Source organism: Trichocoleus sp. DQ-A2, assembly GCF_039961915.1.
Taxonomy (GTDB): domain Bacteria; phylum Cyanobacteriota; class Cyanobacteriia; order Cyanobacteriales; family FACHB-T130; genus FACHB-T130.
The window spans coordinates 107,389-130,460 of the sequence record NZ_JAMPKD010000019.1; the positions used below are offsets into that span (position 1 = coordinate 107,389).

At 47.2% G+C, this 23,072-nt stretch carries 20 protein-coding genes and 1 pseudogene; 10 read left to right on the forward strand and 11 right to left on the reverse strand.

Features of this window, described 5'->3' with window-relative positions:
• Position 1: 1 nt before the first annotated feature.
• On the forward strand, positions 2-1,141 hold the full coding sequence (locus NC997_RS19000) for a GDSL-type esterase/lipase family protein (RefSeq protein ID WP_190437808.1): 1,140 nt from the start codon (positions 2-4) through the stop codon (positions 1,139-1,141).
• Positions 1,142-1,359: 218 nt separating this feature from the next.
• On the opposite strand, the gene NC997_RS19005 is transcribed toward NC997_RS19000, so the two are convergent.
• Positions 1,360-1,572 (reverse strand): hypothetical protein, encoded by a 213-nt coding sequence (locus NC997_RS19005; protein ID WP_190410320.1) that lies wholly within the window; start codon positions 1,570-1,572, stop codon positions 1,360-1,362.
• Between the two features lie 244 nt (positions 1,573-1,816).
• Positions 1,817-3,343 (reverse strand): site-2 protease family protein, encoded by a 1,527-nt coding sequence (locus NC997_RS19010; RefSeq protein ID WP_190526148.1) that lies wholly within the window; start codon positions 3,341-3,343, stop codon positions 1,817-1,819.
• 259 nt (positions 3,344-3,602) lie between these two features.
• On the opposite strand from NC997_RS19010, the gene NC997_RS19015 reads away from it, so the two are divergent.
• On the forward strand, positions 3,603-4,838 hold the full coding sequence (locus NC997_RS19015) for a WG repeat-containing protein (protein WP_190526150.1): 1,236 nt from the start codon (positions 3,603-3,605) through the stop codon (positions 4,836-4,838).
• A gap of 40 nt (positions 4,839-4,878) precedes the next feature.
• Here the strand turns inward: NC997_RS19015 and NC997_RS19020 are convergent, their stop codons facing one another.
• The 5 genes from NC997_RS19020 to NC997_RS19040 form a co-directional block, all read right to left on the reverse strand.
• Positions 4,879-6,570 (reverse strand): NAD+ synthase, encoded by a 1,692-nt coding sequence (locus NC997_RS19020; protein ID WP_190526152.1) that lies wholly within the window; start codon positions 6,568-6,570, stop codon positions 4,879-4,881.
• A gap of 57 nt (positions 6,571-6,627) precedes the next feature.
• Entirely contained in the window at positions 6,628-6,924 is a 297-nt protein-coding gene (locus NC997_RS19025) for an isochorismate lyase (RefSeq protein ID WP_190526154.1), read from the reverse strand.
• A gap of 163 nt (positions 6,925-7,087) precedes the next feature.
• On the reverse strand, positions 7,088-7,834 hold the full coding sequence (locus NC997_RS19030) for an NUDIX domain-containing protein (RefSeq protein WP_190526156.1): 747 nt from the start codon (positions 7,832-7,834) through the stop codon (positions 7,088-7,090).
• A complete protein-coding gene (locus NC997_RS19035) occupies positions 7,807-8,394 on the reverse strand; it encodes a nicotinate-nucleotide adenylyltransferase (protein ID WP_190437826.1) in 588 nt (195 codons plus the stop codon). The genes NC997_RS19030 and NC997_RS19035 overlap by 28 nt, the downstream gene beginning before the upstream one ends.
• 108 nt (positions 8,395-8,502) lie before the next feature.
• Positions 8,503-9,912, reverse strand: a complete 1,410-nt coding sequence (locus NC997_RS19040; RefSeq protein WP_190526158.1) for a nicotinate phosphoribosyltransferase — start codon at positions 9,910-9,912, stop codon at positions 8,503-8,505.
• A 474-nt stretch (positions 9,913-10,386) separates the two neighbouring features.
• Between NC997_RS19040 and NC997_RS19045 the strand changes: the two genes are divergently transcribed.
• A complete protein-coding gene (locus tag NC997_RS19045; RefSeq protein ID WP_190437829.1) occupies positions 10,387-10,539 on the forward strand; it encodes a hypothetical protein in 153 nt (50 codons plus the stop codon).
• 497 nt (positions 10,540-11,036) lie between these two features.
• On the opposite strand, the gene NC997_RS19050 is transcribed toward NC997_RS19045, so the two are convergent.
• Both NC997_RS19050 and NC997_RS19055 read right to left on the reverse strand, forming a co-directional pair.
• Positions 11,037-11,729, reverse strand: a complete 693-nt coding sequence (locus NC997_RS19050) for a hypothetical protein (protein WP_190410312.1) — start codon at positions 11,727-11,729, stop codon at positions 11,037-11,039.
• Positions 11,730-11,878: 149 nt separating this feature from the next.
• Positions 11,879-12,586: a diacylglycerol/polyprenol kinase family protein gene (locus NC997_RS19055; protein WP_190526160.1), complete on the reverse strand. Its 708-nt coding sequence runs from the start codon at positions 12,584-12,586 to the stop codon at positions 11,879-11,881.
• A gap of 56 nt (positions 12,587-12,642) precedes the next feature.
• Here NC997_RS19055 and yidD point away from each other — a divergent pair, with 56 nt between their 5' ends.
• The 6 genes from yidD (at position 12,643) to murQ (ending at position 16,666) form a co-directional block, all read left to right on the forward strand.
• Complete coding sequence (gene yidD / locus NC997_RS19060) at positions 12,643-12,885, forward strand: membrane protein insertion efficiency factor YidD (protein WP_190526162.1); 243 nt, start codon at positions 12,643-12,645, stop codon at positions 12,883-12,885.
• A 477-nt stretch (positions 12,886-13,362) separates the two neighbouring features.
• Positions 13,363-13,608, forward strand: coding sequence for a hypothetical protein (locus NC997_RS19065; protein WP_190435322.1), 246 nt, complete (start codon positions 13,363-13,365; stop codon positions 13,606-13,608).
• Between the two features lie 35 nt (positions 13,609-13,643).
• Positions 13,644-13,979 carry a DUF6176 family protein gene (locus NC997_RS19070; protein ID WP_190526164.1) on the forward strand — a complete coding sequence of 112 codons (336 nt, stop codon included), beginning with the start codon at positions 13,644-13,646 and terminating at the stop codon, positions 13,977-13,979.
• Positions 13,980-14,323: 344 nt separating this feature from the next.
• Positions 14,324-15,031 (forward strand): M15 family metallopeptidase, encoded by a 708-nt coding sequence (locus NC997_RS19075; protein ID WP_190526166.1) that lies wholly within the window; start codon positions 14,324-14,326, stop codon positions 15,029-15,031.
• A 228-nt stretch (positions 15,032-15,259) separates the two neighbouring features.
• Positions 15,260-15,652 carry a DUF3110 domain-containing protein gene (locus NC997_RS19080; protein ID WP_190410303.1) on the forward strand — a complete coding sequence of 131 codons (393 nt, stop codon included), beginning with the start codon at positions 15,260-15,262 and terminating at the stop codon, positions 15,650-15,652.
• Positions 15,653-15,736: 84 nt separating this feature from the next.
• Positions 15,737-16,666, forward strand: coding sequence for an N-acetylmuramic acid 6-phosphate etherase (murQ, locus tag NC997_RS19085; protein WP_190410302.1), 930 nt, complete (start codon positions 15,737-15,739; stop codon positions 16,664-16,666).
• A gap of 102 nt (positions 16,667-16,768) precedes the next feature.
• On the opposite strand, the gene NC997_RS19090 is transcribed toward murQ, so the two are convergent.
• Complete coding sequence (locus NC997_RS19090) at positions 16,769-19,438, reverse strand: EAL domain-containing protein (RefSeq protein WP_277881799.1); 2,670 nt, start codon at positions 19,436-19,438, stop codon at positions 16,769-16,771.
• 386 nt (positions 19,439-19,824) lie between these two features.
• Positions 19,825-22,389: a PAS domain-containing protein gene (locus NC997_RS19095; RefSeq protein ID WP_190526174.1), complete on the reverse strand. Its 2,565-nt coding sequence runs from the start codon at positions 22,387-22,389 to the stop codon at positions 19,825-19,827.
• A 196-nt stretch (positions 22,390-22,585) separates the two neighbouring features.
• Here NC997_RS19095 and NC997_RS19100 point away from each other — a divergent pair.
• Positions 22,586-23,072 (forward strand): annotated as a pseudogene (locus tag NC997_RS19100) (sugar ABC transporter permease); the annotation flags it as partial.

Sequence of the window (23,072 nt, forward strand, 5' to 3'; positions counted from 1 at the left end):
AATGGGCGATCCTTATCTGTTGGCGGTAAGTTTGTTAAGCGGCGGGCAAATAGCCGCCCCGCCCCCACCCGTGCTACCTCCACAGCCTGACAACCTGTTAGCGTTATGGCATTCCAGTGAGTCGAGTACCTTTGAGCCACTGGTGGCTCAGAAAATCGTCCCGACCATTGAAATCACCTCTCCGGAATTTAGCCAGCAGTTGATTTCGCAGACTAATCCTTTCCAGGGGACTGACACACTAACCATTACTACAGCCTTAGCACCGACAGCAGCTCAAGCCGCGACAGAACTGAAACCCTCCCTACAAGCGAAGCTGAAACCGGATACAGCAACGACAAAACCGGCATCTGGCAGTCAACTTTTTTACCAAAGATTAGCTGCTCTGAAAGCAGGCAAGATTTATACTCGTCTACCTGTTGATAGCTTTCAGTCATACTGGGCGAACCAAGCAGGTACTAAAGCACTGGCTTTACAAAAACCTAGCTATGAACAGTGGAAACGCCTACTGGCAAAGGAAGCGAGAGCAGTTTCTCAAGGTCAAGGTTCCAACCGTCTTTCCGTATTAGTGGGAGATTCTCTCTCATTGTGGTTTCCCCAAGAACGTCTTCCTGGGGGGAGTTTGTGGCTGAATCAGGGAATTTCTGGGGATAATTCCCGTGGCATCTTGAAAAGATTGTCTGCTTTTTCCCAAACTCGTCCCGATGTTATTTACGTTTTAGCTGGCATCAACGATTTACGCCAAGGTGCAACGGATGAAACAATTCTCGATAATCTTCGCCAAATTGTTCGCCGCTTACGACAAGAGCATCCTCGCAGCTCAGTCATCGTGCAATCCATTCTTCCCACCCGGATCAACACCATCCCAAACCGCCGAATTCGTAACCTTAACCAACAACTGGCTATCCTTGCTCAACAACAGGGTGCAGGCTATCTAGATATTCACTCTCGCTTTAGCGATGTTGAAGGAAATTTGCGTGTGGACTTAACGACGGATGGGCTACATTTGAGCGGTCGAGGATATGAAGTTTGGCAATCGGCACTCCAACAGGCAGAATCGGTAATTGCGCTGAATCGGAATAATGTGCGTGCTGATAACTCAGTAAAGCGATCGCGCCTCTCTGATCTATCTGGATTAAATTAACTGGTAAAAAATTTACGTTTTGTAGGGGCATGGCACAAACACGCCCCTAAAGGCATACCTATCATGCCTGCCATGCCTCTACTTAGCAATTCAATCCATAAAAAAATCAGAGCGATAAAGCTCTGATTGTCAAACTAAGTTCAGTGGAGTTTCAAAAAATTGTTAGAAATAATTGCGCGGCTATCAATTTATCAGCCAATCAATCAAAATTAGCCGAATTAGATGCCTTGACGAGAAATTAGCTTTTCAATATCCGCCTGAGTTTGCTGCAATAGCTGCTCGCGGCTATCAACAGCCTTGGTGAGAGTGGGAACTAGGTTGCGCGCTTGTAACGCCATGTGAAGCTGTAGATGCGCCACGTACTCACTAAAATCTTCACGAAATGAAGGAGTTGAGGATTGCTGTAAAGGCACGTTTATTGTGTTCTCCATCGTTATCTCTCAGCCGTTTGTCAACCTTAACGAAGTTATCACACCGTTCCTAGTCTCTTCTAATTTTGCAATGAAGTTTAATCGTTTTTAGGGAAAATCTTTAAGAAATGTTAAATCCCCTCTAGGACTGTTTAAACTTCTTTGCATTCCTCCAGATAGGACTGAGTGGGAGACAGGGAATAGGTGAGGAGAGAATATTCCCCCATTCCCAATTCCCAATTCCCCATTCGCTCATTCCCAATTTCTATCCCCCAATGCCCAAGCGTCCCGCTAAGCCTGGAGTGAGAGGGAGGAGAGTTGCCACTGTTAAAAACAGAGCCAACAGCCCCAAAGCAGCTCGCGCATCATCGGGTTCGGAAATCTCATTCAAGCTAGGGCGTTCTAGACCCCGTTGCAAGAACAGAATTACAATCGCCCAGTACAGCAGCAAAGGATTCGTCGGATTCACCAGAGAGATAATTCCCAGCAAAATTAACGTGGCGACGGTAGCGCGTCGAGCGATTTGGCGTCCGTAGATTGCCTGGACGATTCGACCCCCATCGAGCATTCCCGCTGGCATCAAGTTGAACGCTGTTACCACCAAACCCAGCCAACCGATAATCGTCAGGGGGTGGACATCAACCAGGGTTTGCTGAAGACTAGAACCAAGGACAACCCGTGCTAGAGTACCCACCAAAATTGATCCCTGGAAAAACTCCGATGGCACCTTAAATAGACTGCCTTCGTGGGAAAGAATTAAACCGACGATTAGCATCAATAGGGAAACAATGCCACCAGCAGCAGGGCCAGCTAAAGCGATATCAAACAGCACTGTGCGATTGGGTAATAGCGATTCAAACCGAGTAATCGCCCCAAACGAGCCAATCTGTGCGGATGGGATGAAAAAAGGAAAACTTAGGCGAATATTGTGACGACGAGCGAGGAACCAGTGACCGAGTTCGTGAGTCACTAAAATCACCCAGATTCCGGCACTGATGGGCAGAACTTCTCCAAAGCGGCTTGGGTTGCTGAAGAAATCAAAGCCGAGGAAAATTCCCGCCGTCTCTAAGCTAGCGGCAATGGTCGCCACGACGAGAACGCCTGCCAAGATGTTCTGCGGTAAGGTTGCTGGTTTCGGATCGTTGGTGCTGGGGAGAACAATCACCACCGGCTTCTCTTCCGGATTTTCTACTAAAAATAGCCGATAGCGATCGCCCAATCTCTCGTGCAAACTCGCAGACAAGCGGGAATGAACCGCCGCAGGTTCTCCCCGCAGATTTCCCTTGAAGATGGCTCCTTCCTGATAAGGAATGCTTTCGGTGGCAAAGAAGGTATCAATGCCAAAAATTCCTTGGATGTTTTTCAAGTCTTCATCTGGAATGGGAACCACTTCTTGGGAGACGGGATTGGTCGCCTCTTTTGGCGTCGCCGCCGCTGTCTCTCCCCCATTTTCCTCAGCAGTATCTTCTATCGGGTTGGATTCTTGCACCATTTTCAAGACCCGCTCCCGCAGTATGGCATCCTGACCGGCTGCTCGCAGTTTATTTCCGATGAAGATGTACAACCCAGCGGAGGCTATCAACATAAACAAGATGCTCACCAGGTTGAGATAAATCCCCGCCGCGAACAATCCAAAAAACAACAGCCAGGGAGACATCAACACCACTGACTGCAACCAAGCTAAGATGCCGAGTTTGCCGAATGACTTGGCACGGTAGAAGCCCCAACCCAGGATGCCTAAAGCCACCAGCACAATTAAAACTGTCGCCGTAGTTTCCGATCCAGTAAACATTTTTGATGAGGAGCCGTAGCAGCTATAGCCAACCAGTCTACTGTATTTCAATTTCTGATAAGGATTCAAGGTTACTCTTGGCTCTCGGTCGGGAAATGATTTCAATCTCTGCTAGGGATTCATCCAGCCATCTCCACACCACCCTAAATACAGTGCCATATTCGAGTGAGCCGTACTCAGCTTAAATTTCTTGAGTACCAAATAAATACCAAATAAACTTGGTTGAGATTAACGCCAATATTTACCTACTAGAAACCCTATGCTATTTAAAAAGTTAGAAGATAAGAATTTTAGTCAGTTAATTAGACTGGGATTAATCGCGATCGCCTTGGGCATCGTTCCTCTTACCGCCTTTACCGCCTGTGTCAGTCCCCTAAAATCCACCCAGCAATCCTCTCAAGCTTCTTCACCGTCTTTAGCGCCACAAAATGACAAAACAGGCGATCGCGTCATCAAGCCGCAATTTGAAGCTGCTGAAAACTTCTCAGAAGGGCTGGCAGTCGTCACGATTAACGGAAAAAAAGGTTATATCGATAAGACTGGCAATATTGTCATTAAGCCGCAGTTTGATTTTGCTGAAAAATTTGAACAAGGAATGGCAGCCGCGAAAATCGGCAATCAGTTCGGCTATATCGACAAGACTGGAAAAATGGTGGTTATCAATCCACCATTTGAGCAAGTTTTACAATTTTCAGAAGGACTTGCGCCAACCAGTATTGGCGGCAAGTGGGGCTATATCGACACGAACCGCAATCTGGTTATTAAACCGCAGTTTGCTGCTGCTCAGAACTTTTCAGAAGGGTTGGCATCTGTCAGAATTGGCAATCAAGAAGGCTATATTGACAAGACAGGCAAAATAGTTATTAAACCGCAGTATAAACAAGCTTATCCCTTTAAAGAAGGGCGGGCAGCGGTATTTGATAATAAGTTAAAGATAGGCTTTATTGATACAACAGGTAATCTAGTCATCAAACCCCAATTTGATGGGACAAATGATGGTTTTTCCCAAGGGCTAGCACCTGTAGCAATGGGCAGTAAAATTCCTCAGCGTTGGGGTTATATTGACAAAACTGGGAAGTTTGTTATCCAGCCGCAATTTGAGTACGCTTCTCCCTTTTCCCAAAACGAAGATTTAGCAGCAGTAACAGTTGACAAAAAGACTGGCTATATCGATAAAACTGGGAAGTTAATTCTCCCGCCGCAGTCTCATTATGCGGGGAGTTTTGAGGATGGAGTGGCACTTATCTCAATGGATGGTAAATATGGCTATATGGACAAAACCGGAAAAATTGTGATTCCGCCGCAGTTTAATGAAGTACGCGATCGCGGTGGTTTTTCCGAAGGACTAATCGCGGTAGAAATTGGCGGGAAGTATGGATATATGGACAAAACTGGCAAAACAGTTATTCAGCCACAATTTGATGCGGCTGGTTCCTTTCAAGAGGGGCTAGCACCCGTAAAAATTGGCAATCAGTGGGGCTATATCAGCCGCTAAAACGAGCCAAGATTGCCGTTTCTCAAAAATAAGCCCCGCGTTATGCGATCGCACTCCAACGACTCGCAATCGGCATTCGCCAGCCGGTGCCAAAAGCCCGATCGGTAATTTTCAGTCCAGGCGGTGCTTGCCGCCGCTTAAATTCGGCACGCGCCACTAACTGCATCACTTTATTGACAACGACTGGATCGTGACCAGCATCGATAATTTGAGCGGTTGACTGATGTTCGTGAATTAACCGCTGCAAAATATCATCCAAAATGTCATAAGAGGGCAGAGAATCTTGATCGACTTGACCGGGTTTTAGTTCGGCACTTGGCGGTTTCGTGAGAATATTTGTAGGAATAATTTCACCGTTGCGATTCAGCCAATTACACAGAGAATAGACGCGAGTTTTGGGCACATCAGCAATCACCGCTAATCCCCCATTCATATCGCCATAAAGCGTACAGTAACCGACCGCCATTTCAGACTTGTTGCCCGTAGAAAGGAGGAGATAGCCAAACTTGTTCGCGATCGCCATCAATAAATTGCCCCGAATCCGCGATTGAATATTCTCTTCCGCAAGCCCGAACGACGTTCCAGCAAACAGATGTTCTAAAGTTTGGTCGTAACCCTGCATCAGTTGCCCAATCGCTAGGGTTTGAGTAGCAATCCCCAGCTTTTGGGCTAATTTCAGCGCATCTTCGACAGAATGATCGGAACTGTAGGGCGAAGGCATAAGGACGCCGAATACATTTTCTGCCCCTAAAGCGGCGGATGCGATCGCTGCTACCAACGCCGAATCCACTCCACCACTCAAGCCAAGCGTAACTTTGGAAAAGCCACACTTGCGGGCATAGTCTCTCACTCCCAACACCAACGCCGCCCAAATTTCTTCGTCTTCACTAGCTGCAAGCGGTGCGACTCCCCCGTTATCCCCGGTTGCTGAGGGGGAGATTAAATCCCGCTTTTCCTCATCAAATTCCAGCAGTACCAAATCCGTCTCAAAACGAAGGGCACGACACACCACTTCCCCGGCGTGATTCAAAGCGAAACTGCTACCATCAAAAATTAAGTCATCATTTCCTCCAACCTGATTGATGTAAATGCTTGGTTGGCGGTAACGGACAGTACTATGACGCAACATTGCTTCTCGCAAGTGATGCTTGCCAACACTGTAGGGAGAAGCTGACAAATTCACCACCAAATCTACACCCAATTGAGCTAAGTCAGCAATCGGATTCACTGCATAGCTACGCTTTCCCCAAAATTCCTCATCGTTCCACAAATCTTCGCAGATTGTGACGCCAATGCGGAGATTATCGATCGTAAAAGAATTTGGCTGAAGTCCCGGTTCAAAATATCGATATTCGTCAAAAACATCGTAGCTGGGCAACAGTCGCTTGTGAAAAATTTGCTGTATTTTGCCCTGTTCTAAGCAGGCAATACTATTAAATAACGGTTTACCTCCAGCGGCGTGCGCCTCCGGATTTGGGTCTACCGTACCCACCAACACCGCTAAATTGGGTGGCAAATCCTCTGCTAGCTGCTGCAACACCCTTGCCATAGACTCGACGAAGCCGGGATTCAGCAGCAAATCTCGTGGCGGATAGCCGCACAAAGAGAGTTCCGGCGTCAGCAACAAACGGGCACCTTGCTGAGTTGCCTGTCTTGCCGCCTCTAGAATTTGTTGGGCATTGCCGGTGAGGTTGCCAATTGTGGGGTTGAGTTGAGCGATCGCAATTTTCATATTCAGTTATCACCTGCGTCGTTCTGATTATTTAAACTAATTTTTCAATCGCAGCAATTAGGATTTAGATTGCCAATGTTTTAATTCTTCATCCATAAAATAATTAACCAAATCTTGATATAGCTTTTCAATTACATCTGGATTTAAGCCTTGTTCTTCAGCCCAAAGGCGTCTTTGCTGCAACATCGACTTAACCCTTTCTGGAGCTTTCACGCTGGTTTCGTCTGTTTTAAACTTTGCCGCCGCTTTTACATATTCAAATCGTTTACCAAAAACTGCGATAATTTGGCGGTCAATTTTATCAATCTCCTGACGAATTTCTTCAATATTTGAACAATCTTTGGTTTGTTTCATAATTGGCTTTCCTTATCTGATTTTTTATGATTAACGCAAAGGTTCGCAAAGGGTAACGCAGAGTAACGAAAAGGAAGATAAAATTAAATTGTTTTTTTAACTTAGCGAACTTTTGCGCGAACCTTTGCGTTAGCGAAGCGGCGCGACAGCGCTACCTTTGCGTTTAAATAAATACCAACGGTTTATCCTTAAACGGAGCAAACGCTTCAGCATCAAATCGATACAAACTCGCCGGACGCCCCGCCCCTCGCGAGACTTTGACTTTGGTATCGTAAAGAAAACCCAGCTTCAAGAGTCGGGCGCGAAAATTAGAATAATCCGAGAAATTTTCACCTAAAACGGTCGTGTAAAGTTGATACAAGTCACTCAAAGTAAACAACTCCGGCAACACTTCAAAGGCGACTGGGCTATATTCCAATTTATTTCGCAGACGCCGATGACCATACTCTAAGATTTTATGATGGTCAAAGGCTAATTGTGGCACTTGCTCTAAAGGATACCAGGCAATTCCACTAACCCCATCGGCAATTAATTCCGCTTCTTCAAACCGTACCAAAGCAAAATAACTGACCGAAAGATAACGAACCCCGTAACTTTCTTCGCATTCTCTCGGATCTCTTCCAGGCCCGCCAAAGGTGTATAACTGCTCTAGGTACAGATTTTTCACGCGAATCTTTTCAGCCAAAATCCGATAGGCGGCATCTTCTAAAGATTCCCCTTGCCGCACTAAAGTACCGGGTAAACTCCACCGATCGGAAAAAGGTTCGTCCTGCCGCATTACTAACAAAACTAATAGTCGGTTTTGCGCCGTATCGACTGAGAAAATCACGTTATCGACTCCGACTTTAAAATCCGCTAATGCCGGTTTTTTTACCGAATAACCTATCTTTTTCGAGCTGCGTCCTCGCATTCGTATAAACGTTCTCTATGAATATAGTCCTCAACGGTCGTCGTCAAGGCTTGTCTGTTGCCATTCTCACGATAAGCTGTGGAAGAAACCGCCGGTGGTTTGATGTCAGCGATCGCAATCTGCGCCCCTAGTTGCCTCAGCGCTTCCAAATCAGAGTCATCTATCGCATATCCTGGTCTAGGCACCACAAGTAGATGCACTTGCTGCAATAAATCTTCAACTCTATACCAACGCGGCATCTGGTTTACTAAATCCGAACCAATGACGACGGTAAAATCTGCCGACATCCCCCAGCATTGCCTAGCCTTCTGCACCGTCTCCAGAGTTCTAGGGCTACTGAATTCCGGATACAGCCCAATATTGTGGCAACTCGGATGAATTTCCTCAATCAGCAACCGTAGCATTGTTGAGCGATGTTCTAGCGGCGTTTGATGCGATTTAAACGGATTATTTGAAGCCCAAACCGCCACCCAATCATAGTGTTGCGACAGCCATTTCAAAATCGCTTGATGCCCAGAAGTTGGCGGGTCAGCACTCGTACCAAACAAAGCAATTCTCATTATTTTCTTACTTCCTCTTACTTCCTCTTCTTTCCTCTTTCTTCGCGCTCTATAGCGCTAACGCGCATGGCTTCGCTAGGGCGTCTTTGCGGTTCGTTCCCAAATCCCTTAAGCAGCGCGACGAGTTTTTTCCATCAACTCCAGCAGTACATCTGAAACCTCCACCGACGGCGACACAGGCGAATCCAATTGACGAGTCTCCGCTGGTAAACTCCCTACCGAAATTGCAGTTCGTTCTCGAATTTGGGTTAAAGATTCTGGTAGAAACACCCGTTCGCCTTGCTTAAACATCGGCTGCAACAAAGGCTGCTCAAACTGCGGACTTTCCGTCACCAATCCCAATCGATCTCCTTTCATCAAATTGCCCTCAAAGCAGCGAAAAATCTGCTTGCGACCGGGATAAGTTAACTTGCCATTCGACTGTTTCATTACAGGAATGCCATCAATTTCAACCAGTTTATACACTCCATTAACTGGGGTTCCTGTAACCAATCGAGTTCCCAGTCCATAACCATCAATGCAAGCACCCTCTGCTTGCAATCGGGCAATTTCCCACTCATCCAAATCGCCACTCGCAAAGATGGGAACATCCGGTAAGAGCGATCGCACTTGTTTGGATAACCCTACCAAATCGCCAGAATCTAGCCGCACCCCAGACAATTGCATTTCTCCTGCATCGATCTTTTCTGCCAGCATTTGGGCAGCGGCAACTGTATCGTAGGTATCAATCAACAACGGCGCACCCGGAAAATATCGATGGAAGGCGGTAAAAGCCTCTCCCTCACTCCCAGCAGTTGCTGTCAGCGCCATCACCAAAGCATGAGCCATCGTCCCGCTGGGGTTTTGACCCAACTTGATCGCCGCCAGTACATTAGAAGTCGCATCCAATCCAGCCGCCAATGCCGCCCTGGCTGCCCACAGAGACGCTTGGGGGCTAAAAGCGCGCCGGGTGCCAAATTCCAGCAGCGTCGCTTCTGGCCCCGCGACATCCCGTATCCGCGCCGCCCGCGTGGCAACCAAAGTTTGATAATTAATCGTATTCAGCAGGTAGGTTTCCACCAGTTGAGCTTGCCAAAGGGGGGCTTCCACCCGCAGCAGCGGCTCGTTGGCGAACACGGCGGTTCCTTCTGGAACTGCCCAAACGTCGCCGGTGAACCGAGCATCTGCTAAGAGCGACCAAAAACGCTCTGGTGCCCGATCGAAAATTCCGGTCGCTTGCAAAGCCGCTATCTGGCTGGGACTGAAGCGGAATTTCTCCAGATAGTCCAGCGCCTGTTCCAACCCCATCGCAATCAAATAGCCAAAGCCAGCGGGTAGACGCCGCGCAAATAGCTCAAAGCTTGCCCGTGTTTGATCTAAACCTTCGCCGGTGTAGCAAGCTGCCATTGTCAGCTGATACAGGTCGGTTAAGAGACTGTAATCTTCAGAAGCGATCGCGAGTTCCCGATCTTCTACCCTAACCGGCTCCTGAAGCAGGTTAGCAGGATGCTTTACAAGTCCGTCCACGGAAGTTCTCATAGTCTTGCTTCCTAGCAAGTGTGGGTTCTCTAATTATAGTAATATTCACCATAATAGTGTCAAGGCATTTTGATGAGTTCTTCAAGAAGATGGTTTCTGAAGAGAGCTTTATTGCCATCTTCAGGTCATTCTTAGGTTATATACATTATTCTTAATAGTATTTTGACGCAAAAGCTACAGAAAAGGGCAGTTGATGCCAAAAAGACACAGGAGAGAGCATGGCGGCGTTGCCCATTCGCCCTTAACCACCAACCATCAGTTTCTTGCGTTAATTGTGCAAAATCTAAATGAATTTAAAAGTATTTAGAAATCTTAAGTAAACTAACTGCCGACTTAAGTCTAAGCAAAGTATTGCAAACCTAATCAAACAAGTATTGCAAATTACCTCAAACTATCCAGCCATATTCATAATAAAAGTATCAAAGACTAATATACATTTCATCGAATCCCCAAAGGAATCTGGAGAGTAAAGATATGAGTCTTACCCGAACGTTTGACAATATCATCCAATATTTTTCTGGCGCGATCGCTCGCATCTTTGGACTGAGTGACGATGCATATCCGGTAACTGGCGTGCAGCCCTTTACAGGAGAACCGTTCAGAGAACATCGCGGAGAAGATTGGTAGCCAGCCTAAATGCTTTTTTCTATATCGTTGGAGTCAAAAATAAGAAATTTGGTGGAGAAAGAGCCTCTTTCTCCACCAAATTTTATGAAATGATTTTAAAAATTATTCTTCTGATATGGCTAAAAAGTCCCGCCAGAACGTCTTTTAATGTGTCAGTCACCTCAGACTGCTCTGTTGGATGGTTTAACATCCCTTTGGTGGCTGCAAAGCAGGGGAAACGACAAAAACCCTGTACCACTACTTAACGCTCAACTGGCGCTCAACTGGCTTGGTTAGCCCATATCCTGAGAATGGGCAATGAATGACCACTCGCCGCCTAGACGCCGTTCTCCTAAGTGGGGCAATTCGCAGGACAAACAGCAAAACGCCTGCTATGGTCGGGCAATATTCGGTGGATGAGGAAAATTCACGCACCGAATATTGCATAGTTCTATCGTGGCAAGCGTTCTATAAAATTGTACGGAATTTAATACAAAAGTTAGAGCTTATTTAAAGTTCTAAATACTCATTTGACGTAGCTGATGTTGTTCCTGATTAAACTGCTTTTGTTCGGGGGTTAATACGTCATAATCGATGGGCGATCGCATATCCCACTGCACTCCTGCCAATAGCAGTAAAGTCCCCGCCATTACAAGACCCGTGGTGAGAAATTGCCAGCCTCCGACATAAGGCAAGATCCCAATGCCCAATAGATGAACAAACCCGTTAATCAGGAAAGTACGCGATCGCATTCCCATCCCCGTAAAAAAGTAGCCAATGGTACTTAAACCCAGCCAAAACTGACACAGGTTCATCAGCACCAACCCCCAACCCAGAAAAATACCCAAGTCAGTTAGCACCATCCCGAATAACATCAGTGCAACCCAGCTATAAAGCAGCCAGCGCAGGCGTTCTACTTTCACCCAAAAGTGAGTCAACACCACCATCCCCACCGTACCGACTAAGGTAAGTGCTGACCAAAACATCGCTTGCACGTACCAGCTAACAGGTAAAAACTGAGCATTGATAAAAATTGCAGCGGTAATCCAACCCCAAACAATAAACGCCTGATCGATTCGAGAATAAAAGCTTGAAATCAGCGTTTTATTTCCAACTTGCAAGTGAATACGTAAAAGCCCCTGACGATCCTGAAAATCAAGGGCTTCCTGTTTGCTACGGACAAGCGGTTCAGCAGGATTAAAAAAAGTCATTGACATCCATCTTTGGAGATAAATTGAATAAAGCGGGAGTATGTCCCTAGATAGGCTTCTTCAACTATCTTAATGGAAGCAGAAAATTTGTAATCTGGGATTCTACGGATATTGCAACCAAACTAACTGTTTGCTAGTTATCAAAGGTGTTAGCTAAGTAAAAGCAGCTGAGTCAAGAAAAAAGCGATCGCGGCACTGCCTACAGGAACCGTCAGATTGTCGATGCCGAACCAGGAGAACGCTTCTAAGACAGTCGCGAAGAAAGCAACGAAAATCGGCACTACCCACGTTTGCCAGATATTGCCCTGGACTCCTAGGAAAATTAAGCTACTAACCCCATAGCTAACCAGGAACATCGTCAGCGAGCCTTCCCAACTTTTACGGATGTCCCAAAATTCATAGCGATGCTTACCAAATCGTTGACCAATGAGAGCAGCTAAGCCATCCCCCCAAGTCATCACCAAAATTCCCAGTGCTGCATATTGGGGTTGGTTTAGAGGCCAGAACCAACCGATTAAAATGCCAATACTGAGGGCATAGCAAAATGTCCCCCAGCTCTTGCGCCCAACGCTGTTAATGCCTGGGAGGATCGGAAATTTGTATGACAAAAGAGCCACTGCACTCGCGAAAATCGAAGCCGTAATCCCCACCCAAGCGGGAAGGTTCAGCCACCAGGCAAGCAAAATCACATTGCCCGTGCCAATGTGAACCACCTTCCGCACCTTTTCCGGTTCGGTAGAAGTGTAGCGATGCAGCCCTTCTGCCAGTAACACAAGAATGCCCAGGCAAGCCCCAACTAACCCAATGTGGAGCCATAGATCCGGAATTGATTCTAACCACAACACGGATTTAAGCAAAGATTGAATTATAAAAAAAGCTCTCCTTACCAATCTATTAGATTCAGGACACAGTAATGAAAATATTACTAATTTGGCTAATTCGGGGATACCGAGTTTTGATTTCTCCCCTATTTCCCCCAGCCTGCCGGTTTCAGCCGACTTGTTCTAAGTATGCTTTGGAGGCAGTCGAGCGATTTGGCGCTTGGCGCGGCGGCTGGATGGCGATTCGGCGCATCTTGCGCTGCCATCCCTTCCATCCGGGCGGTTACGATCCAGTGCCACCCGCAGCGACTCCCACGGCAAAAGAAACTAAATAAATTTAGGCGATCGCGCCTTGTGGCTTTTCTATAATCATCCAGTCGGGTAAGTCAACGGGAGGAAGTGCAGGTCGCAAGCACCAAACTTCGCCCTAGCTCTAGTGCAACGCGCGAGCCATGCTAGCGATAGAGAAAATCACCCGATCGGGTGAGTCCAAAGGATGAGGTATATTGACCCTATCTCTTTTACACTAACTAAGAAACTTTTATTGCCCTTTGGGGAGTAAAAGCTTTATCGAGTCTGCCAGATTAACAGTATGACTTATCTAAAAGCCGGTCTAATAGTCAGCATCTGAATTGCGAAGTGCTAGAAGTTTATGCGATTCGCGATTAGTCAAACCAGAAACACATAAACTTGCGCGATCGCGCAAGTTTATCAAAAAAATGGTTAACAACACTGAGTTTTTCTGGCAATAGCTGATAGCTACTTAGTTTTCCGGGTCATATTGTCAATCTAAAATTTTTTGAGGGGTGAATATGTCTCTGATCCGCGACCTTGTACAACAGGCTCTGGCAACAGGTTATTTAACCATTGCAGCAGAAAATCAACTGCGACAGCTTTTAAGAACTAAGTATGGTCTGGAAGACTTCAACGCTTTCATGGCTTTACAGACAGCTGCAATGTCTGGTCAGGTGAAGCAAGAATCGCGGGAATTAAGAGGGTTACAGCAAACTTTCTGTAAAACGAATAAGCAACCTAACACGCAATACGCAATTCGGTAATTTTTCAATTTTATCCATCCATAAAGGGCAAGTTAATGGCGGAAACCCAATGCTTAAAAATTCGGATTAAGCCAGGATTGACCCTCCCTGTAATTGGTTGGCTCAAGAACTTGAACAATCAATTGGATGAAGTGCGGGAATTGCTGAGGAACGAAGGAGTTATTATAGAATCCATCTTTCTCGAACGCAGCCAAGATGGGGACTATTTAATTTTGTATCAAAAGGCAAAAGATTTAAGCAAAGCTAGCGAAACATTCCATGAATCTAGCTCTCCACTCGCCTTGGCTACTCAGAAATTCATTAGCGAAACATGGGGAGACATCCAGCCCCTAGAATTAGTCATCGACTTAGAGGGGATGACAGAAGTTTAGGTATTGCGGAAATCAACTATCAAGATTACGCTAGATACAGCAATTTTTTGATGAACCGCGAAGTCGCGTTGGCGTAGCCTGCGCGTTAGCGCTTAGGGCGCGAAGAAAGAAAAGAAAGAAGATTTTAAGGGATGAATTAAGATTGTTATTGTAGATTCTAGCACTGTTAATTTTTTATTAATAATTATTTTCTAAGTTTGATATAGATATTTAGCTTTTAAATCTTTTTATCTCGTTATTTTGAAGCGTCGATTAAACTTGTCTAAAACTACTGATAAAAATACTGCATATTTTGAATATTTCACGCCAGACGGCAAAATAGGGTCAGTCTGAAAGAGCGGAATATGAAACCTTATCAGCAGATTGTAATTGTAGAGTGTGGTGAGCCGCTCACTGCCATTCCTTTGGAACAATTTGCGGTTGTCTCTCCCCATCCTTATGAAAAATTGGGTGCGACTTATGGCGATCGCTCACCTTATTATCTCCGTCAGGGTGTCCTCGAATCCCTAATTGCCGCCCAACACCAGTTAGCTGTCACGAATCCAGATTGGCGGATCGATCTCTTTGATGCCTATCGACCCGTGGAAGTCCAGCAATTCATGGTAGATTACACCTTTGCTGAAGTGGTTCAGGCTCAAGGTTTAAACTTGATTGAGTTAACAGAAGCTCAGCGTCAAGCAATTTGGGAGATAGTTTATCAATTTTGGGCACCCCCCAACCTCGATCCAGCAACGCCACCGCCTCACAGTACGGGGGCGGCGGTGGATATCACCTTAGTAGACAATACTGGCAAGACGATAGATATGGGGGGAGAAATTGATGAAATCTCAGCGCGATCGCATCCCGATTATTATGCCAATAGCATCCTGCCAGTAGAACAGCAGTATCATTCTCATCGGCAGCTGTTAAATGATGTGATGCTCCAAGCTGGGTTTCGCCGTCATCCCAACGAGTGGTGGCATTTCTGCTTGGGCGATCAGATGTGGGCGTGGTTATGCAATCAAGAAAATCCCCATCATCCTGTGACTGCCCGTTACGGTCGAGTTGCTTGAGCTAGGAAAGGATATCTATGGCGAGCTGAAATGTCTTAACATCTATTGGTTGGGGGTAATTTAGCTTTTTTGCTGATTTCCTCGCAATTTCATTTGAATCTTCTCTCTTGAATTTCTCTTTCCCTCAGTCTTTATTGCTCCGCATCGCTAGCTAGCAAAGGAAGAGCAACTAGACGTGATATCAGGGAAGCCAGTTAGATATCCTAAGTTAAGAATGGATAAAAAACGATGACTACATCTAGGCGCGTATTCGTTTTAATATTTAATCCTCGGACTGACAACGAGGGGATTCACTCGATTCAGATTGGCGATCGCAACTGGATACTCATGTTTGAATCAGAAGACGATGCGACTCGCTATGCGATGCTGCTAGAAGCCCAAGATTTTCTCAGTCCCAGTGTTGAAGCCATCGATGCAGAGGAAGTCGAGGCATTTTGCGAGGGTGCAGGTTACGAGTGCAAGCTAATTCCGGAGGGATTTGTTCCCGAAGGAGATGCGGAACGTCTTTTTCTGGTTCCGCCAGAAACGAATCTGGAGGAAACAGACTGGAAACCAGATGCTCCGCAAGCGGAAGTTTCCGATCTAGACAGAATTCGCCGTCAATTAGAAGGACTGTTATGAAAGGATCGAGGATGTTAGCGATCGCGTAACCCATAGCGGCGCTTTCTTGGCAGGATGAACGATAAAAAAAATGAAGGATCGAGGATGAAGAATCTGGAGGAGCGGGGACATCTTTTAACAGAACAGGTTAATCCCAATAGCCAGAATCTCGACCAGATGAGTTCTCTGGAATTGGTAGATTTGTTCAATCAGGAAGATGCTCAGACGCTAGCAGCGATCGCAATCGCCAGAACTCAGCTCGCTGAAGCAATCGATAAGACGGCTGAGGCGTTACGTCACGGGGGACGCCTGTTTTATGTGGGAGCTGGCACGAGCGGGCGTCTGGGCGTCTTGGATGCAGCCGAGTGCCCGCCCACCTTTTGTACGCCGCCAGAACTGGTACAAGGGATTATCGCCGGGGGTGCGGGGGCGTTAATCCGCAGCTCAGAAGATTTAGAAGACAAAGATGAAGACGGGGCATCTGCGATCGCAACTCGGCAGATTACCCATCTCGATGTCGTTGTCGGCATCACCGCCGGGGGAACAACACCTTTTGTCCACGGTGCAATCCAAGCGGCACGTCAGCGGGGTGCAACCACGATTTTGATTGCCTGTGTCCCAGCCGAACAAGTTACCATCGATGCAGATTTAGATATTCGCCTAATTGTAGGGCCAGAAGTAGTGGCAGGCTCGACGCGACTGAAATCCGGAACCGTCACTAAAATGGCTTTAAATATCCTCTCCACCGGCGTGATGGTGAAGCTGGGCAAAGTCTACGGCAATCGCATGGTAGATGTCGCCGTTACTAATAAAAAATTGCACGATCGCGCCCTGCGAATGCTGCAAGACCTCACGGATTTAAATCGAGAAGACGCTGGATATTTGCTGGAGCAAAGTGGGCGTTCTGTCAAGTTAGCGTTGTTGATGCATTGGACGGGTTTGGAGAAGCAAGAAGGCGATCGCCTCCTTGCAGAACACAAAGGTAATCTCAGAGCAGCTGTTTCCAGCTACAACCACCCCAGCGACTCTCCCTAAATTTGAGATTTGAGATGTTGGAATTCTATTTCAACTCTCAAATTTTTCCCAGTTTCAACGGCTGATATTGCCTTGCCGATTTGAGGCAATTTTTGATTTTTATCACCACTGCGGCTGTGCTGCCAATAACGCCTCAGCTGCCGGTGCATCTACCGGCTTAGAAAAAAAGTATCCCTGGCCATATTCACATTGCAGCCGCTTGAGCTGAAGCATCTGCTCTGCGGTTTCGATACCTTCGGCAACCACATCCATCCCCAGATTGTGAGCCAGCGTCATAATTGTCTGGACAATTTCCCAGCGATTTTCCTCATCTCCCATGCCGCTAATAAAGGAGCGGTCAATTTTCAAGGTATCAATTGGTAAGCAATGCAGACGCCCCAAGGAAGAATAGCCGGTGCCAAAGTCGTCAATTCCCACTTTCACTTCCAAGGCTCTGAGCTGCTCAAGCATAGCGGTTACGGCATCGGCATCTTCGAGCAAGCAAGTTTCAGTAATCTCTAGCTTTAAACTGCGAGTTTCCAAACCAGTCTCCCGAACAATTCGATCGATCTGCTGAACCATGTCAGATTGGGCAAACTGCATCGCAGAAAGATTTACGCCAATTGTTAATTGTTCATAGTTGGATGTTGAGGGTTCACTATTCTGAACGAATCTTTCTTGCCAAGCACGCATCTGGCAGCAGGCTTCGCGCAATACCCACCAATCCAGTTGCGCCATTAGTCCGGTTTCTTCTGCAACGGGAATAAACTCAAGCGGGGAAACTAATCCTCTCTTGGGATGCTGCCAGCGCACGAGTGCCTCAAAGGCAGTAATTTTGCCGGTTGAGAGGGACACGATAGGCTGGTAGTAAACCCGAAACTCAGAGTTAGGTAAAAGTTTTAAGTTTGGAGTTTTGAGTTTTGAATTTTCATCTTGTAAAGGAGAACTCAAAACGGAGAACTCAAAACCTTCCTTAGATAAAGCCCCAATTGCCAGACGCAGGTCGGTTTCTAATTGTAAAAGTGCGATCGCGCGTGCATGCAAAGTCGTGTGGAACACTGCATAACGCCCTTTCCCCATTATTTTTGCCTGAGATAAGGCAATGTCGGCATCGCGCAGCAAGTCCCACTCCGGGTTAAGTACGGGTTCTTGCCCCTTTTGAGTGTTGGGTGAAGGAACGGTAGAAGGCGTGAGGAAGGGAATTGTCTTACCATCCTGTCCCACTCTCCGATTCTCCGGCTCTCCGGCTCTCCGGCTCAGGGCAATGCCAATACTGGCGGCGGCGAATACTTCATGTCCATCAAGGTAAAAAGGGGATGCGAGGGCTTCGTGGATTGACTCGGCAACGCGGGTCGCGTCACCCAGTTGCTGAATCTCCTCCAGCAGGATCGTGAACTCGTCTCCGCCAAGACGTGCCACTGTATCTCTGGGGCGCATCAGAGTACAGAGCCGATGAGCGATCGCGACGAGTAGTTTATCTCCGACCGTATGCCCCAAGCTGTCGTTAATCACCTTAAATCGGTCGAGATCCACAAACAGTACCGCAAATAGATAATTTTCAAACTGATAGGTACGTTCTAGGGCAACCTCCAACCGCTCCATAAATAAGGTTCGATTGGGCAAACCCGTCAGCGAGTCATAAAGTTGCCGTTGCTGCTGCTGCTGCTCAATGTGTTGAAGCTGCGCTTTCATTCGCAGACGCTCTTGGATGCTCAAGCTCGCTGCCGTTAAACAAAATAATCCCACGGGTGACACGACCGGCATCAAGTAACCCACCCGCAAAAGCACTACACTGACAATGACCCAGCCGCTACAAAGACTAACGACTGCAATCAGCTGGTGTCTGGCCCGATAGCGGTTGAGCGTGAAGCCAAGCATTGGCCCGCCCAGCAACAGGAAAACCAGAATCCACTTGGGGTCTGGGGCTTTCAGAAAGTTTTGTTGCAAGAGATTATTCAGAACGGTAGCGTGCAGGTGAATTCCACTCGCGGGTGGATGACCGTCAAACGGAGTATTTAGAGGATCGAGAGCGGCTGCTGTGACGCCCACCATCACAATCTTTCCCTTGAATGCCGAGGCAGGAACTTTCCCCTGAAGGACTGAAACAAAGGAATAGTGCGGTGCCTGAAGCACCTCACCGGGCCAGTTCACGAGCAGCGGTTGATTCATCGGTGGGAGTTTTACCGGCTCTTTCACCAGTGAATAAACCTGGGAAGCCGCGATGCTTAAAAGAGGCACGCCTTCAAGTTGCGGTACAACTTGGCGAGTTAAACCATCGCTATCCTTGTGGTTGGCAATATGTCCGATTGCGATCGCGCTTTTACTCAATTCTAGAGTTGGACGCAAAGGGGTATTTGTCCGATCCCACCCCTGCGCCAACACCACCTGACCCACTTTTTCCATCGCCGCCGCCATCTGTGCATCTTCCGGACTACTTTCGGGCATCAGCACGTCCAATACCACCACACTAGGCTCTGCTGCGGACAGTTGATTCAGCAACTGGGTGTATTGCTTGCGAGGCCAAGGAAAGCGACCCAGTTCCTTTAAACTGGCATCATCAATGTCAATCAACACCACCCGTTCATCCCAAGGCATCGTTCCCCGGAGGCGGAATAAACCCCGATAAGCAAGCTGTTCCAGTGGTTGCCAAATCCCTAGCACCAAACCACTTGCAACGATTAAAGAAGGAAAAAAGAAAAAAGCAAAATTAGCAATAAAGGATTTTTTTTCTTTTTCTTTTTCTTCTACTTTTAAACTTTGAATTTTGGACTTTTCAGGGAATTGCCAGTTCATACATCTGCTGTTTTCCCAAAGGAGTCGCAACAGCGTTGATGCGACCGTTTATAACAATTTTGCTTAATGCTGCTAGGTTTAATTTTTTCCAACTCTCAATTTGGTAGAGACGCGAACTGACTCTTTCAGCGCTAGGCTAACGCCTCGCTTCGCTGTTTTCATGCCCAAAGGGCTGTACGCGATCGCCTTTAGTTCCCTTGCGAATTCAACCTCAATCCGAAATCTACCATCCAAAATTTTCTAAAAGGTTTTGTTAAATGGATACCCAAATTTGTAATTGCGCTCAACTGCAACAGCAGCATCTCAATTATAAAAATTGATTGGGAACCATCTCTATCCCCCCACCCCCCTCCGCTGGAGAAAGGAAGACCGGGAATCATTTCCTTTCACCGGGCACTTGAGTGCATCGTTTGGTCAAACACCTCATACCGTCCCTTTCCTAGCGCTTTGGCACGATACAAGGCTGTATCGGCATCGCGCAGGAGGTCTTCAGGTCGATCGTAGCCGCTGCTGAGAACAATGCCAATACTTGCGGCAGTAAAAACTTCGTGTCCGTCGAGATAGAAAGGCGGTATCAGTTCTCGGTTGATTCGTTCGGCGATGCTGGTGGCGTGACTCAGGTCGTCAATAGCTTCCAAAAGCAGGGTAAATTCATCTCCCCCCAAACGAGCGACGATGTCTTCAGCACGCACGCAGGTTTCGAGACGGCGAGCGACGCAGCGAAGCAGCCGCTCCGCTAACGCCACCAATAATTTATCCCCAACCAGATGCCCCAAACTGTCGTTCACTTTTTTGAAGCCATCCAAATCTACAAACAGCAGCGCAAACTGAAAATCTTGACACTGTTTGGCTCGCTCCACCGCTTGACTGAGGCGCTCCATGAACAAAGCTCGGTTGGGCAAGCCGGTTAAGATATCATAAAACGCCCGCTCCCGCAGATGCTCCTTTGCCCGTTTGCGCTCGGTAATATCTTCCACCGTGCCTTCGTAGTAAAGCAGCTTACCTTCACAATCGCGCACCGCACGGGCATTTTCCGAAATCCAAATGATGCTGCCATCTTGGCGGGAAACCGCGGACTCAAACTCTGAAACGGCATCGTGTTCTTGCAACAGGCGCGTAAACTCAGCACGCCGGTTCGGATCAACGTATAGTTGCTGCTTAATATCCGTCAGACGCGCCATCAGTTCTGTCGGAGACTCATATCCATAAATGCGTGCCAGAGCGGGATTGGCACTAATATACTGTCCGTCGGGCGTTGTCTGGAAAATCCCCTCAATTGCATTCTCAAAGATACTGCGATATTTTGCTTCCGCTTGCTGTAGAGCCTCTTCTGTCCGCTTGCGCTCGGTGATATCGGTGATGAAGCCTTCGAGTCCGAGAACTTTACCGGCGCTGTCACAAACTGCCGCTCCTTTTTCCCAAACCCATTTTTCTACACCTGATTTGGTAAGAATGCGATATTCCACAACATAAGGTTTCAGAAGCGTGATTCCCGTAGCGATCGCTTCTAAAACTTTGGGTAAATCTTCAGGATGAGTAATGGAATCATAAGACACCGCGCGATCGCCAATCAATTCTTCACTGTGATACCCAGTCAGCTTAAAGCAACCTTCACTAATGTAAGTCATCGACCACGCTGGGTCATTTCCACAAGAAAACACAATCCCTGGCAAGGAGTCAATCAAACTTGCCAGACGGCGCTGGCTTTCCCTCAGGGCAGCTTCCGCTTGTTTTTGCTGCATCACGGTTCCCAGATGCGCTGCTACTGCTGACACCAGCTCAACCAGTCGCTTGTCCTTCTGGCGAGATTCAAACAGGAAGAAAGTGAGAATTGCCACTACCCGATCTTTAGAGAGAATCGGCACGGCAAATCCCGCTTTGAGTCCACAATTTCTGGCGAACTGAGTCCGGATAAAAAATGGGGGCGGCTCAATCGAAGCATCGGGAATCCACTCTGGCTGCTTGGATAACCAAACTCGTCCCGGTAGCCCAATTCCCGGTGAAAACTTCAACATTTCGCTCTGCCGCCGGAACTCGCTCAGGGTTAGGGGCAGTTCTGATTGCAGCTTAGTGTTGGATTGCAGGTTAGCCGATTGAAAGTTAGCAGGTTGATTTAAACCTTCCAGTTTCAACCTTTCAACCTGTAACTGTTGTAACGTTTCAACCTCTAATTCTAAAGTGCTGCTGTACCAAGCCGGACTGCATTCTAAAACTGTGTCGTCTGAGCTGGGTATCCAAGCTTCACCAAAATTCCAGCCGGTCGTTTCACACACTTGACGTAGCGCGACTGAAAGTGCAGTGTGAAAATCAGGCGCAGCACTAATTGCCTGGGTTAGGATTTGCAACAGTTTAATTTCTTCTTCAGCCCGCTGGCGCTCAGATACGTCAATAGACGTATTCGCAAAGGGGTGTAGAGTGTTAGCGGGGCGGGGGTCTAAATCCCGATTAGGGATTGAAATCATGATCAAGCCCTCCAGCGCCAGCAGTTCTCCCGATTGGGAGAAAACTCCACAACCCTGTTCCCAGACAAATTTCTCTTCTCCCGCCGCTGTGATGATGCGGTAGACAAGCTGGAAGGGTCTATATTCTTGCACAGCGGCTTGTATGGCGTTCCACACCTGCTCTCGGTCGTCGGGATGAATCAGTTGGGCATAGCAGATTTCTCGGTTGCCAATGAGTTCAAACGGAGAGTAACCAGTGAGCTGATAGCAGTCCTCGCTGACCGCTTCCATTGTCCAGCTCTGGTCGTTGCGGCAACGGTAGGCCATGCCAGGTAAGTTACTCATCAGGGTTGAAAGGGGACGAACTCCGGATAGGGATTGTCCCGTTGAAACAGGGCACTCTTGTAATGCATCTTCTGTCTGCAACGTATAAGTCATTTCAAACGGTGTTCCCAGTCCCCTGATGTTTTCCTTGAGATCAACGAGATCAACTGGTTCTAACCGCTCCACTCTCGGCGTCTCCTACAGAAATAATGTAAAGCTGGGAGAAAGCTTGTCAGCTGCGGCGAGGCAGCGAATTGCTGCTCCTTTCAGGATGGTTAGTGTATATTAAACTACCCTGAAGTTTCCAACAACAGTAAAATAGACTACACTCGAATCGCTAATTGAAGGATTTCTAATTACTAATTGCTAATAGTTTTTTAATATGCAGCATTGGATGCCAAAAGATGGAATTTTCGCTAAACAAAGATTAACGCCTTATCTGTTTTTGCTGCCTGCTTTGTTGCTTTTGGGACTAACCGTTTTCTGGCCTGCCTTACAAGCGTTTTACCTTTCTTTTACGGAATATACTCTGATTGGTCAAGCGCCAGAATGGGTGGGTTTTAAGAATTTTCGGCGTCTGTGGACCGATACAGTGTTTTGGCAGACGCTGTGGAATACTCTGCTTTACCTGATTTTTGTAGTGCCGATTTTAGTTGTGGCATCGCTAGGACTAGCGATTCTGGTTAACCAAAAACTACGTGGAATTAGCTGGCTTCGGGCAGCTTATTACACACCTGTAGTCATTTCAATGGTGGTGGCGGGGATTGCTTGGAACTGGCTTTATGCAGAAAACGGTCTGTTGAATCAGGTATTAGTCAACACTAAAATTATCCCGTTTCTCCAAAATGGTATTCCTTGGCTGACTAGCC

Bases quoted from the DNA above. Each gene is read 5' to 3' on its own strand.
- NC997_RS19000 (WP_190437808.1), top strand. From the start codon at position 2: ATGGGCGATCCTTATCTGTTGGCGGTAAGTTTGTTAAGCGGCGGGCAA.
- NC997_RS19005 (WP_190410320.1), bottom strand. From the start codon at position 1,572: ATGGAGAACACAATAAACGTGCCTTTACAGCAATCCTCAACTCCTTCA.
- NC997_RS19010 (WP_190526148.1), bottom strand. From the start codon at position 3,343: ATGTTTACTGGATCGGAAACTACGGCGACAGTTTTAATTGTGCTGGTG.
- NC997_RS19015 (WP_190526150.1), top strand. From the start codon at position 3,603: ATGCTATTTAAAAAGTTAGAAGATAAGAATTTTAGTCAGTTAATTAGA.
- NC997_RS19020 (WP_190526152.1), bottom strand. From the start codon at position 6,570: ATGAAAATTGCGATCGCTCAACTCAACCCCACAATTGGCAACCTCACC.
- NC997_RS19025 (WP_190526154.1), bottom strand. From the start codon at position 6,924: ATGAAACAAACCAAAGATTGTTCAAATATTGAAGAAATTCGTCAGGAG.
- NC997_RS19030 (WP_190526156.1), bottom strand. From the start codon at position 7,834: ATGCGAGGACGCAGCTCGAAAAAGATAGGTTATTCGGTAAAAAAACCG.
- NC997_RS19035 (WP_190437826.1), bottom strand. From the start codon at position 8,394: ATGAGAATTGCTTTGTTTGGTACGAGTGCTGACCCGCCAACTTCTGGG.
- NC997_RS19040 (WP_190526158.1), bottom strand. From the start codon at position 9,912: ATGAGAACTTCCGTGGACGGACTTGTAAAGCATCCTGCTAACCTGCTT.
- NC997_RS19045 (WP_190437829.1), top strand. From the start codon at position 10,387: ATGAGTCTTACCCGAACGTTTGACAATATCATCCAATATTTTTCTGGC.
- NC997_RS19050 (WP_190410312.1), bottom strand. From the start codon at position 11,729: ATGACTTTTTTTAATCCTGCTGAACCGCTTGTCCGTAGCAAACAGGAA.
- yidD (WP_190526162.1), top strand. From the start codon at position 12,643: ATGAAAATATTACTAATTTGGCTAATTCGGGGATACCGAGTTTTGATT.
- NC997_RS19065 (WP_190435322.1), top strand. From the start codon at position 13,363: ATGTCTCTGATCCGCGACCTTGTACAACAGGCTCTGGCAACAGGTTAT.
- NC997_RS19070 (WP_190526164.1), top strand. From the start codon at position 13,644: ATGGCGGAAACCCAATGCTTAAAAATTCGGATTAAGCCAGGATTGACC.
- NC997_RS19075 (WP_190526166.1), top strand. From the start codon at position 14,324: ATGAAACCTTATCAGCAGATTGTAATTGTAGAGTGTGGTGAGCCGCTC.
- NC997_RS19080 (WP_190410303.1), top strand. From the start codon at position 15,260: ATGACTACATCTAGGCGCGTATTCGTTTTAATATTTAATCCTCGGACT.
- murQ (WP_190410302.1), top strand. From the start codon at position 15,737: ATGAAGAATCTGGAGGAGCGGGGACATCTTTTAACAGAACAGGTTAAT.
- NC997_RS19090 (WP_277881799.1), bottom strand. From the start codon at position 19,438: ATGAACTGGCAATTCCCTGAAAAGTCCAAAATTCAAAGTTTAAAAGTA.